This is a genomic window from Lysinibacillus sp. BPa_S21, from assembly GCF_023337795.1.
Lineage (GTDB): Bacteria > Bacillota > Bacilli > Bacillales_A > Planococcaceae > Lysinibacillus.
The window spans coordinates 388,683-400,962 of sequence record NZ_JALIRS010000004.1; the positions used below are offsets into that span (position 1 = coordinate 388,683).

Genomic DNA, 12,280 nt, shown 5'->3' on the forward strand with positions numbered 1-12,280 from the left:
TGAGTCCCGCCGACTGGATGCCAAGTACTGGAGATAAAAATAAACCTCGTCTTCGCTAAGACCAGGTTTATTTTTCCGTATGAATTTTAATTATTTTCTTTGGTTTTTCACACCAACTAAATAACCACCAAGGGCAATTCCAACTAAGACAATCCAGAAAATGGCCTTCCATAGTGTTGAGTGTGGAAATTCATGTGGAATGATACCTAGTTTTTCGTGTGATAATGTTAGAACAGCCAGCTTTACACCAACCCAACCAACGATCAAGAAGGCAGCTGTTTCAAGCGATGGAAATTTATCAAGAATTTTCACGAACCAACGAGCAGCAAAACGCATCATAATAACACCGATAATACCACCTAAAAACATCACTGCGAATTGACCGGCATTAATCCCACCAACATCGAAATTTCCAATATGGGGTAGTGTAACTGCAATGGCAACAGCAGCTAAAATTGAATCTATGGCAAAGGCAATGTCAGCAAACTCGACTTTTAGTACGGTCATCCAGAAACCAGATTGTTTTTTAGTCTCAAGAATTTCCTCAGGATTTTGTGCAGCTTTCCGTGAATCGTAAATATGCTTACTAGACATGATTAATAAGTATGCGGCACCAAGGGCTTGAATTTGCCAGAAATTAACGAGCGTCGTAATAAGAAATAGTGCAGCGAAGCGGAAGATAAAAGCTCCTACTAAGCCATAGAGCAATGCTTTTTGCTGTTGATTTTTTGGTAAATGCTTAACCATGACGGCCATAACAACGGCATTATCAGCAGCTAATAAACCCTCCAGTACAATTAATACGACGAGGACCCATGCGTATTCTAGAAAAATTGCTTCCAAATTTATTTCCTCCTTTTTGCTTTGAACAGAAAATGAATAAACTGCTTCTAACGTATTCTTTGCTTTTTTAGGCAAAATAAAAAGACCCCTGCCTAAAAAATAGGCAAAGGTCTTGCTAAGCTAATTAAATGGTTACACAGAATATCTGTACGCCAAAATATGCCTTCACACCCGATGGTAAATAACCATGTAATGACGAATGTGAAATCAGATGCTTTGTCACATCTGCTAGCTACTCCCCTTTGACATAATTGTCAAAAGCTATTCAATTCTTTATACATGAATTATAGCATGCTAATCGTCAATTGCAAATCAAAATGTAGAGCTATATTTAGACTTTTCATAACAGTTCTTAGAGAAAAGCAATTCGATATGTGCCTAGGTATTTTTTTGATTATTTATTCAGTGTACTTGTAAATGTTTTACGTCCTGAATTTACTTGGTTTACGTATATGTTCAATTTACTAATAGAACTAGATGTTAATGGGATTTTCCCATCCTTCTCTAGTTTCTTCCATGCCTTCATATTTTTCCGATATAATTGTTCAGAAAGGCGATAAATATCAATATCTTTTGCTAATGCTTCTTCATAGGTGGTTTTAATTTCTTTCTTTACTTCATTTTTAATCTTTTTTTTGATTTCGTCTTCAGATAAAGTTGTTTCGAAACCGTTTAACGTTGCATTTAATTTTACTACTACCTCAAATGTTACTTGATTATTTTTAACAAGTGGTTTGATGTCTACTTTTATTTTTTCCAATGTTGCCGTTAAATAATTTGTTTCGTTATCTTCTAACTTAAACGTTATTGCTCCTCTATGTGTTCGATTTTGCATCCATTGCATCCCTCTTGCAGCATCATTCGTAATAAAGCCTTTCAAACCTTTTAAGGAAAGTACGCCGATCCCTGTAAAAGCAGTATCCTGTCTTTGCTGATCTGCAGTTGCCCAGTTTTTATTGATTGTTATATAAGGGATCCCAATTTCATGATTTGGTTCATTTAAGCCAATAACTAAATTTCGGAAATTTATGGGCTCGACAAATGTTTCTTGATCTTTAGTATTTAAAGGATTACTAAGCTTTCCTAATGTTAGGGATTTATTCGAAATCGGCGTTATTAGAAGGATATCTTTTATAGGATCTTGTGTACAGTAAACCCATATTTGATATCTTGTTTCCCTATACCGTAATAAACTATCTATAATAGAGATGGCATGTTTATCTTTCATTGCATCTTCGGAGAAAATAATGTAAGTCATATGACCCCAAAACACTTTTTGGTCGATAGATCGAAATAATTTAAAAAGAGCATCTTCTAACGTCTTTCCCTTAGATTGTCCAACCTCTGCTTGTGTTGCTTGAGAATTAGGATTTTCAGAATTAGCAACCTTGGTAAAGTTAATTAATTGTAAGTATACTTCATACTGACCATCTTTATAATCAATACCAAGGCCATCAACATAATACATTCTTTGAGGCTCGGTAACATCCCAACAACCTGAAAGAAGTAGTGAAGTAGCTAAACTTGTAAATAAAATTAATTGCTTGTTCATTGTTTCTTCCTGCTTGAGGTACGAGTGTTATCTTGAGGTGCAAGTGCTTTATTACGCTCAGCGTAACCTTTTGGCGATAAGCGGAAGATCGATTTTTTAATCGTCATCCAATTTAAATCTGTTGCAAGATTCATGTAAGAGTAACCATAGATCCGGATGTTACATAAGTAAAGAAGTGTAAAGTATAGGGAGATGAAAAATCCGAATAAACCTAAAAAAGCACTGGCTAGTATAAACGTTACACGCAATATACTGATGGTTGTGACAAGAGATTGGTTGACAAGCGTAAATGATGCAATTGTGGAGATGGCAATAACCACAATCATTTCTGGACTCGTTACACCTGCGCGAATAGCCGCATCACCAATAATTAAACCTCCAACAACGCTTATTGTACCTCCGATTACAGAAGGCAGACGTAACCCAGCTTCTCGAAACAATTCAAACATAAGTAGCATTATTAGCATTTCGAGAGAGGAGGGGAGAGGTAATCCCGTTTTTGCTTGGACAACTGTAGCTAAAAGCTGAAACGGTAACTGATTTTGGTGATAAGTTGTCAGAGAGAGCCAAAAAGCAGGTAATAGCAAACCAATTAATATGCCAAGAATCCTCAAAACTCGTTCTATAGAACTGAAAACGATGGGATATTCATTATCTTCAGCGGATTTTAATAATAAAAATAAGTTTACAGGTGTAACAATGGCATATGCTACGCCATCGACGAAAATGAGAAAACGTCCTCTAACTAGTGCTTGAATAGCATAGTCGGGTCGTCCAGTGTAATCGAATTTAGGGAAAAGCTTGGAGTTTTTATTAATTCGCTCCATTAAGATATCTCCACTAAAGACAATATCTGTATCTACAGATGCCAGTTGTTTTTTTATGCCATGTAAAATATCCATGTCGACAATATCGTCAAAATAAAGTATTGCCACGGTTGTTTTTGAACGTTTTCCTAACTCCACTTTTTCTACACAAAATGAATTCGTAGGTAAACGTTTTCGTAATAGGGCAATGTTGACACGAATGTCTTCAATAAAGTTATCCCTTGGCCCCTTAACGAGAACTTCCATCCTCGTTTCTTCAGGATTTCGATTAGGCTTTTTCGCAATACTACTAGCATATAAAAGCTCTTCCTCTTCAAAATAAAGCAGTAGGAACCCAGTATAGACAAAGGTAATAGCTTCTTCTTTATCTTTGACTTTTTGAAGGGTAGGGATATGAAGTTGATTTGTAATATTTTCTTCTAACGGTACGTCAGCTAAATGATCATAAAGAAATTGAACACGGCGAATTATGACTTCATTAAGCAGCTGCTGATCGATCATTGCATCACAGGTAATGAAATGAACCCTTTTTTGATTGAATGTATATTCCTGAAATTGAATATCCGCTGATTTTTGAAATAGTTTTTTTAAAGTGTTTAGGTCTATCGCCTTCTCTTGCTGAGGCATTATGATTCACCACTTTCCATCTCTTGTTTTTCAGGTTGCCCTTTATTGGAAGGCTTTCCTGAAAAGAAAGCTACTATTACGAAAAAAATTGACAAAAGGAAAAAGAAAATAAAAGTAATGGTCAATATATAGTTCCCTTTTACCTTCAAAAATATGTTTTCATTTAAAATAATTAGCGGTAAACAAAGTAGAAAGAAGGGGGGAGCGATCATTCTCCAAATTTGTTTTGGATCCCCAGTCATTTTCAATAAATCCGCAATGATATATAAGATAAAGCTAACTCGTATAAATGTACCAGTAAGCCATTGGTAAATAGAGAAAAAGTCAAGATGTTCAATATAGCGACCAATCGATACTAGTCCCCATTCTTCATAAGCAGGATACCTTTGCTTTGAAGCCTCGGTTGGACCAAATTCTGCAATTGCGCCCATAAGTGGCCCTAACGTAAGTCCCATTAAAATGACAAGTATGATGCCAAAATGGTACCAACGAAGACGGTCCTTAAATTGGTGCTGTAAAAATAAAAGCAATATTAATTCAATAAATCCGGATGCCGGGTAAACCATCCCTTTCACGACGGGTTGAAATCCATGTTCAAAAAATGGACGTAATAACTCGTATTCTTTTACCTGTATATTTGTGAATGCTACAAAAAAACCAAAGACTACTACACCAAATAGTACAAAGACATTAAGAATAACCATGGTTTGTAAGCTTGTTGTAACGAGTAAAATACAGAGAATTGTATAAATGAGTAGTAATATAACGACCGGTGTTTCAGGTAAAAATGTTGTATTTACCCATTGCAAAGTTTCAACCATAGTAAAGGCAGCTAAAATGAGTAAAAAAATTACGATAATATAAGTGACAATTGTAGAGCCGGTTTTCCCAATTTTCCCATCTAACCAGTCTCTAATAGGCTCATGATTCATCTTTTTTTGAATATAAACTAAAAGAAATAGCCAGAAGAAGATAATAACAGTGGCCATTATTACAGATGCCCAACCATCTCTCCCTACTACATGGAGTATCGGTGGAATAATTGTCACGTGATTTTTTAAGCCGATGACAGTCATAGATAAGAAGACAACATGTAAAATACTAATTGATCCTACACCTTTCATATGAAAACCCTCTAACGTTAATTGATACACTTTAGCTTAGACAAAAAGTGAGAGGATTATAAGCGTGGCAAATTACCCGTAAATGAAGAATTTAAAACCTTCTTGAGGTTGTCGCTCCTAACACGTTTATGAAAGAAAAAAGCGAGGTATTTGACGATTGAATTGTCAAATACCTCGCTTTTTGTTTTTTTATGAGTAATTTTCCTTTTAGGAGAAAAACTGCCTGTAAAAGTCCGATTGGCGAAGACATCATCTACGGGATACAAGAATCCCCGCAGATAAAAGTTTCACTCTATAGTCAAATGATTAATGAATATACGTAGAGCTTACAAGATCATTTTTTAAGACATCAGTTGGAATTTCGAATTCCACAACACCCATATAGCCAGGCGCTACTTCGTATTTATCGAAGGAGATAACAAGCTTACCTTTATCGGAAATATAGAATTGTTGATCGGCTTTAACAGCTGTAAATTCATCTGAAACTTCTTCATCAGGAATACCTGCTCCTTTTAACCAGTATACCTTTTCTTGGTTAGATGCAGCAGCTTGTTCACGCATTTGTTCCTTAATGTTTTCACTGATCGTTTTAATATAATGATCATCTTTGAATAGCATCGGTAGTGTAATTAAAATTTCATTTTGTTTATCAATTGTGTCGTAGTGCATGACTGTAGAAGAAGATCCAACTGTATTAACGATATAACGACCAATAGACAAGATCTGATCATTATCTGTTTTCACATCATAACCACTGTCTACTCCCAAATGACCGCCACCGTTCGCTTTTAAATCGCCTACTTCGGCAATAAAGTCATCATATAGTGCTTTTCCTTCAGAACGGTATTTTTCATTTAAAGCATTAGCAAGATCTTTATTGTCTAGGTTTTCAATAGAAGGAACTTTTATGTCAGCATCATAGGAGTCCTCTGCTACCTTATATTCAGTCCATGTTAAGACTTTAACAACGCTACCAACAACCGGAATGTCTGAAAGTGTTTTAGCCATCGCAGGGCTGACATTTAAACCAGCTGTAAAAAGCATTGCGGCCGCCGCGGATCCAAGTAACCATTGTGGTGCTCGTTTTTTTCTTTTCTTTTTACCTTGTTTTAGAGCGTTTTCAACTACAAAATCAAGCTCCTTTGGGATAGATACCTCATTATATTGCTTTTCTAATTCTTTTAATTTTTCATCCATGTGCTGTTTCTCCCTTCACATCTTGTAATTGGATTTTCAATAGTTTTAACGCTTTATAAAGACGTGATTTAGCGGTACTCAGCTTAATGTTAAGGATATTTGCAACATCAGCGAGCTTTAAGTCTTCAAAATAGTGTAAAATGACAACTTCACGATACATTATAGGTAATTCATCTAACGCATGCTCTAAATCAACATTTTCGTAAACATCCTCTTGTGCAGGAGTTAAATATTGCAATGTATCATCGTCTGTCACCTGTAAGCGTTTATGCTTACGTAAAAAATCTATGGCTGTACGTACGACGATTTTATAAAACCAGCTTCTCATATACTCGACATTTTCTAGTCGATCAAGAGAAAGCATTGCTTTTTGAATACTGTCTTGTACAACATCAAGTGCGTCCTGTTCATTTTTTGTATAGTTATACGCTAGCAAGTAAAAACGTTCTTTCTGTTCACGAATTAACTGGACAAACACCTCTTCATGTTGAAATGCATTTCTTGTTTTCATGTCCAAAGAAGCTCCTTTTTAACATTTTCAAATTGTATACATCTACTAGACGTATGAAAGGGGAAAAAAAGTTGAAGGTAAAAAAAACTTATCTTATTTTGCTTTTCTTCAAAGATAAGTAATGAGTACTTTTTCAGCATTCACTGACTGTAAAATTAAAATAATTCGTAGGGGAAAGAAAAATACCATCGCTGGTTAAAGTTGTACTTTATTTCAACTTTCCTTGCTTATATTGTTGTTCATTACTAATTTTAAATTGGAGAAAAATCATAGCAAATTATAAACCTTTTACAATTGCTTAGAAAGAGGAAAGAGTAAATTGGTTAAAATTAGAAATTACGACACCTGGATGTTATGTGAAGCACAGGGGGAACTTCTATATTGATAGAATGTTTTATCGAAGAAAATGCCCTTAACTTAATTCACTACACCAAAACATATCCTAAGAAGGTTATCGAAATAAGCGTGTCTACTGACTATTTAAGCGGTGCAATGAATATAATTGCATCGCTTAAATTAGTTTTAATAGATATAACGAATCAATTATGAAAAATAGTCATATGTATTTTTTAAAAGTAATAGAATTGTCACAACGATAAATAAATTACGTACATACCCGCTACCACGTTTTATGGCAAATTTAGAACCAACAATTGCACCAGCAATTTGAGCTAGTCCCATTGGTAAACCATAGGCATAATTTATTTGCCCTAAGTATATAAACATAAGAAGGGCGGCGATATTACTTCCGAAATTTAAAAATTTGGCATTTCCTGCAGATTTTAAAAAGTCAAAGCCAACTATTAAAAAGGCGAATAGTAGAAACGAGCCTGTCCCTGGTCCTAAAAAGCCATCATAGAAGCCGATGAAGGTTATGATCACAACAAAAAATGCAAAACGCTTAGGTGTTAACTTTTTATAGGTAGAAATGCTACCCCAATCTTTTTTGAAAATAGTATAAATAGCCACAGCAGCTAGCATGACAAGCATGAGCGGCTTTAAAACGCTCGGATCCATAAGATGGACAATCCATGCACCAATCATTGAACCTATAAAAACAAAAGGGAACAATATATAAACCGATCTAAGATCCAATTTTCCAGAGCGGTAAAATGTTATGGTGCTCGTTAATGAACCCATAGTGCCCGCTAACTTGTTAGTAGCCACGGCAGCAGATGGTGGAAGACCAACAAACATAAGAGCAGGCAATGAAATAAGTCCACCGCCTCCTACAACAGAATCGATAAATGCGGCTAGAAAGCCAAAAAAAATAAGAATGAGTAAGATGTTTACATCTAAATCAAAAGGCACAGTAGGTCATCTCTTTTCTATAATAATAATTTATAGTAGCGAAATGAAAAGTGACTGTAAATAGCTTTACAATGTTCTTTTTGTTAATTGCGAGAATTAGATCTTTTTAGATATTTTTAAATTCTGTAAAATTCAAAAATATTCTACTTTATGTGTATATTTTAATGTATTATGTAGTTAATGATGTTTTTCGTTAAGGGGGGCATGATGACATTTGAGTTTAGGGAATCATGTAAGAGTATTTGTTTGTGTAGTAGTTATGGGGCTACTTGTCGGATGTGTGTATAATGCCAAAAAAGATATAACAGATAATGAGTATATTGATATAGTAAAAGAAGGGTATTTGGAGAATTTTTCAGATGTTTCTGTTCGAAATGCATTTAATTACGCATTTTTTGAACCATATTGGCGATATTATCAGGCCAAAACAGGCGAGCATGTTGTCGAATTATCAGGTGATATTACATTTGAAGGTGAGAAAGGACATGCCATTTTACAGTTCGTAGTGGATGAACAAACAAAAGAATTTACTGCTTATGCGATGAAATTTAATGATGTCGTTTTGAGTCCCGTACAAAACCGGTTGCTTATTGGCATGATTTATGAAACATGGCATTCAAAGCGGCTCGCCTATGAGTAAGGTCTTTTGCTTTGTATAAAGACTTTACTATATTACAGTAGAGAGGAGTGCTTAGACAGAGAGGGTGTTTTCAATGAGATTAAGTATTTTAGATCAAATGCCTGTTCCGAAAGGTCATACGGTTGAGGAAGCCTTTCAGCGTACAGAACAAATTGCACTTTTAGGTGAAGAGCTAGGCTATCATCGTATGTGGTTGGCAGAGCATCATAATAGTCATTCGTTGGCAAGTTCAGCTCCCGAGGTTACAGCCGCTTTCTTAGCAGCGAAAACAAAACGTCTTCGTATCGGTACTGGAGGCGTAATGATGATGCACTATTCTCCATATAAGCTCGCAGAGGTTTTTAAAACGTTAAGTGGCTTGGCACCGAATCGTATTGATTTTGGTGTCGGTAGAGCACCTGGTGGCGACCATGCCTCTATTTATGCATTAGCAGAGGGAAGAAGACAACGTTTTACCGAGCAATACGATAAGCTCGAAATAACTTTAAAACTGATGAATAATCAAAAAACAGGTGAAGATGTCTATGATCAAGTGATAGCAGCACCAGTTAATATCCAATTACCTGAGGCTTGGTTGCTTGGTTCTAGTGGTCAAAGTGCCATGCAAGCAGGACGATTTGGTGTAGGTTATTCATATGCACAGTTTTTCACTGGCAATATGTCAAAGGATATATTTGATACGTATAGAGATTACTTTATACCGTCCTATTATATGGAGAAGTCACAAATTATCGTTACCTATGCGGCGACAGTTGCAGAAACTTTAGAAGAAGCGGAATATTTGGCCAAGCCAATTGATATTACACGTCTTCATCTCATGAAAGGACAAATCATTCAAGCAATGTCACCTGAGGAAGCAAAAGATTATCCACTGTCAGAGATGGACAAAATGACAATTGCTAATAATCGAAAAGCCAATCTTGTCGGAACTCCTAAGGAAATCGCTGAATTTTTAATAACAGAGCAAGAACATTATGGATTTGATGAAGTGATGCTAAACTGCAATCAATATGCACTAGAAAGTCGCTTGAATACTTTTAAGTTAATGGCAAAGGAATTAATATGAACTATACAGTGTTAGTGGCATTAAGCAAAACCTACTAAACAACAATAGAAGTTTCTAATTTGCTAGCGAAAAACTCTATGAATCATCTAAAATAACAAAAAAAGCTATGTTCCGTGAACATAGCTTTTTTGATTAAATCTATTTGCTTCTAAACGCTTTGTTACTATTGTCTTTTTGAATATGATCTTAAAGGAGTTTTTACAATGCGTCCTGCCCCCTAGATCATATTTTTCAATGACAAATCACATTTGGGAAATTTTCCTTCGGTTTAGTAATCTTTTTCATCTGTAAATATTTTAAATGCCCCAATTACCACTACTAAAATAAAACCCGCCAATGAGAATTTAAGAATGAAAATATCAAAGATGAAACCAATTATAACGATGGGTAATCCAATCATGCCTATCATTGATGTAAATTTAGTATAACGGATAACTGCATTAGATAACTCTGGTTCTTCTTTGTACATCCACCTTTTTCCGAACAATAAACTTTCTTCAGGATAAAAATAAGACCAAATTATCGAACCATATAAGGGAATGATTAAAATAATTAATAAAATATTTTCAGCCATCAAATCCCACCTTATTCTTTGTCATTATTTTACCATCTATTCATAAATATTTCTTGTTATATAAACCTATTTCGAAAACATAAATCTTTTTGGAAACAAGCTCGTCTATATTAAGAGTGTGGATCTTTAAAAAAATGTATGTTCAAAAAACATTTTTGATGCTGTAAAGAGGTCTAGTAGATTACACATACTATAAATGATAGTAATAAAAATGAGGTGATCTCTGATGAATCGAAAAGCAATACGAAGAATTCCATTAGAAAACGGTAGTGAGAAAAATAAAAAAATAACTATTGTATTTTTGAATGCAGTTTTAAAGCTAACTGGAAGAGATACTATTAAAGAAGTAACATTTATTCAACATGAATTGGGCGGTGAATATCAAGACGATAAACAATCTCGTCTTGATATTCTTGTTAAAACACAAAATGGTGATTTAATTAATGTAGAAATTCAACTATCCAATCAGCATGATATGACAAAGCGAACGCTATATTATTGGGCAAAAATGTATGAGTCACAACTAACTAGAGGGATGGGGTACAGTGAGTTACGCCCAACCATTACAATCAATATATGTAATTTTACAATGTTTAAAGATAATAAAGCTTATCATAGTACGTATCATCTTTATGAAGACAAAATATTAACGAGGTTAATGCCAAAAGAAGATGTGTTGGAAATTCATTTTATTGAGATGAATAAGTTTATTACTCTTTGGCGTGAAGAAAAGCTGGATGTTCTTGATGATATATTAACTTCTTTCAGCAAAAGCTGAAAGAAGTTAAAGCCTCCGGCGGATGTCACGGGATCGGAAAGGAGTTCTTAGAGGATGTTAGCCTAAGATCATCGCATCCATGCGATAACGGCTAACTGACCTGCATCACGCAGGCCTAAGCACAAAGCCGATTCCAGACGCAATTATGCCGAGGCATAATTGATATCGATGGCTGTTATTGCTTGGTATGGTCGACGGTCGCAAAAAGAAAGTTTATGCAGAGATCTATCGAGAATTGGAGGAGTTAGCGATGAAAGATGAAAATTTACGAGCAGCATTTAATACATGGGAAGAAATTAGTCAATCCCCTGAAACAATTCTTGCTTATCAGTCTCGCTTAAAGTATATCCTAGATGAAGAAGCTCGCTACATTGATGGGATCAATAAGGGAAGAGAACAAGGGAAAGCAGAAGGAGTGAAAGAAGGACTGGAACAGGGATTAGAACAAGGGCGTAAACAAGAGCAAATAGAATTAGTAAAAAAATTATTAAAACGTCATGAACCGATTGAAGAAATTATGGATTTATTAGGATTATCGAGAGAAGAAATTGAAAGAATAAAAAGTTTAACTTTACCACCTCAGAAATAAGGCTTTAAGTCATAGGGGTAAATCCGTATAAAGTATCACTTTGTCTTATATTGATGGTGGCAAGGAAAGCACCATCAGCAAGATTTAATAAAACACTTTTTGTTAAGGCACAAAAAATTATAACTCCTATAAAAATGTCCAATGCATACATTTGCATTGGACATTTTCACGTTACACTCTAGCAGAGCCACTAACAAACTGTGTATCTTTATAATACATATTTTTAACAAGAACGTTAGGACCTAAGCATTTTACCGCTGGACAATGACAGTTTAGTGATTTTGCTAAATCTGTAGCCATCCATTTATCAAAGATTGCTGGTAATTCATCGTTTATAATATTGCCAAGTGCAGGTGTGTCGCCAAAGTCGGTCACAATGACATCACCTGTAAAGATATTGACGTTTAAGCGAGAGCGACCATCTGGATCATTACGCATTGTCACGTTTTTTTCTTCTCTTAATCGTTTTAGTAGATGTTGATCTTCTTCATTCATACTACATGGATAGAAGGGTAACGTACCAAATAACATCCATGTATTTTTATCCCTAACATCAAGTAGTTGATGAATCGCATCACGAGTTTCGTCAAGTGATAACGAAGTAAGGGAACTTGCAAAATCTGAAGGGTACATCGGATGTG

Annotated in this window: 12 protein-coding genes and 1 pseudogene; 4 read left to right on the forward strand and 9 right to left on the reverse strand. The window is 35.1% G+C overall.

The window, feature by feature from the left end:
- Positions 1 to 90: 90 nt before the first annotated feature.
- From MOK21_RS10300 to MOK21_RS10330, 7 genes are all read right to left on the reverse strand, one after another.
- The gene (locus MOK21_RS10300) at positions 91 to 843 is read right to left on the reverse strand and encodes a TerC family protein (protein ID WP_249073844.1); all 753 of its coding nucleotides are present in this window, start codon (positions 841 to 843) and stop codon (positions 91 to 93) included.
- Between the two features lie 394 nt (positions 844 to 1,237).
- Positions 1,238 to 2,395, reverse strand: coding sequence for a Ger(x)C family spore germination protein (locus MOK21_RS10305; RefSeq protein ID WP_249073845.1), 1,158 nt, complete (start codon positions 2,393 to 2,395; stop codon positions 1,238 to 1,240).
- On the reverse strand, positions 2,392 to 3,849 hold the full coding sequence (locus tag MOK21_RS10310) for a spore germination protein (protein WP_249073846.1): 1,458 nt from the start codon (positions 3,847 to 3,849) through the stop codon (positions 2,392 to 2,394). Before MOK21_RS10310 ends, MOK21_RS10305 begins: the two co-directional genes overlap by 4 nt.
- Positions 3,849 to 4,973 carry an endospore germination permease gene (locus MOK21_RS10315; protein ID WP_249073847.1) on the reverse strand — a complete coding sequence of 375 codons (1,125 nt, stop codon included), beginning with the start codon at positions 4,971 to 4,973 and terminating at the stop codon, positions 3,849 to 3,851. Before MOK21_RS10315 ends, MOK21_RS10310 begins: the two co-directional genes overlap by 1 nt.
- 306 nt (positions 4,974 to 5,279) lie before the next feature.
- Positions 5,280 to 6,170 (reverse strand): anti-sigma-V factor RsiV, encoded by an 891-nt coding sequence (gene rsiV / locus MOK21_RS10320; RefSeq protein ID WP_249073848.1) that lies wholly within the window; start codon positions 6,168 to 6,170, stop codon positions 5,280 to 5,282.
- Positions 6,163 to 6,681, reverse strand: coding sequence for an RNA polymerase sigma factor SigV (locus tag MOK21_RS10325; protein WP_249073849.1), 519 nt, complete (start codon positions 6,679 to 6,681; stop codon positions 6,163 to 6,165). The genes rsiV and MOK21_RS10325 overlap by 8 nt, the downstream gene beginning before the upstream one ends.
- 543 nt (positions 6,682 to 7,224) lie before the next feature.
- The gene (locus MOK21_RS10330) at positions 7,225 to 7,992 is read right to left on the reverse strand and encodes a TSUP family transporter (protein ID WP_249073850.1); all 768 of its coding nucleotides are present in this window, start codon (positions 7,990 to 7,992) and stop codon (positions 7,225 to 7,227) included.
- 214 nt (positions 7,993 to 8,206) lie between these two features.
- Between MOK21_RS10330 and MOK21_RS10335 the strand changes: the two genes are divergently transcribed.
- Together MOK21_RS10335 and MOK21_RS10340 are read left to right on the forward strand one after the other, a co-directional pair.
- Positions 8,207 to 8,632 carry a hypothetical protein gene (locus MOK21_RS10335; protein WP_249073851.1) on the forward strand — a complete coding sequence of 142 codons (426 nt, stop codon included), beginning with the start codon at positions 8,207 to 8,209 and terminating at the stop codon, positions 8,630 to 8,632.
- Positions 8,633 to 8,705: 73 nt separating this feature from the next.
- Positions 8,706 to 9,698: an LLM class flavin-dependent oxidoreductase gene (locus tag MOK21_RS10340; RefSeq protein WP_249073852.1), complete on the forward strand. Its 993-nt coding sequence runs from the start codon at positions 8,706 to 8,708 to the stop codon at positions 9,696 to 9,698.
- Positions 9,699 to 9,966: 268 nt separating this feature from the next.
- On the opposite strand, the gene MOK21_RS10345 is transcribed toward MOK21_RS10340, so the two are convergent.
- Complete coding sequence (locus MOK21_RS10345; RefSeq protein ID WP_249073853.1) at positions 9,967 to 10,272, reverse strand: hypothetical protein; 306 nt, start codon at positions 10,270 to 10,272, stop codon at positions 9,967 to 9,969.
- A 226-nt stretch (positions 10,273 to 10,498) separates the two neighbouring features.
- On the opposite strand from MOK21_RS10345, the gene MOK21_RS10350 reads away from it, so the two are divergent.
- Positions 10,499 to 11,050 carry an Rpn family recombination-promoting nuclease/putative transposase gene (locus MOK21_RS10350; RefSeq protein WP_249073854.1) on the forward strand — a complete coding sequence of 184 codons (552 nt, stop codon included), beginning with the start codon at positions 10,499 to 10,501 and terminating at the stop codon, positions 11,048 to 11,050.
- Between the two features lie 250 nt (positions 11,051 to 11,300).
- Positions 11,301 to 11,639, forward strand: a complete 339-nt coding sequence (locus tag MOK21_RS10355; protein WP_249073856.1) for a hypothetical protein — start codon at positions 11,301 to 11,303, stop codon at positions 11,637 to 11,639.
- A gap of 171 nt (positions 11,640 to 11,810) precedes the next feature.
- On the opposite strand, the pseudogene yfkAB reads toward MOK21_RS10355, so the two are convergent.
- A pseudogene (gene yfkAB / locus MOK21_RS10360) lies at positions 11,811 to 12,278 on the reverse strand (radical SAM/CxCxxxxC motif protein YfkAB); the annotation flags it as partial.
- Positions 12,279 to 12,280: the final 2 nt, after the last annotated feature.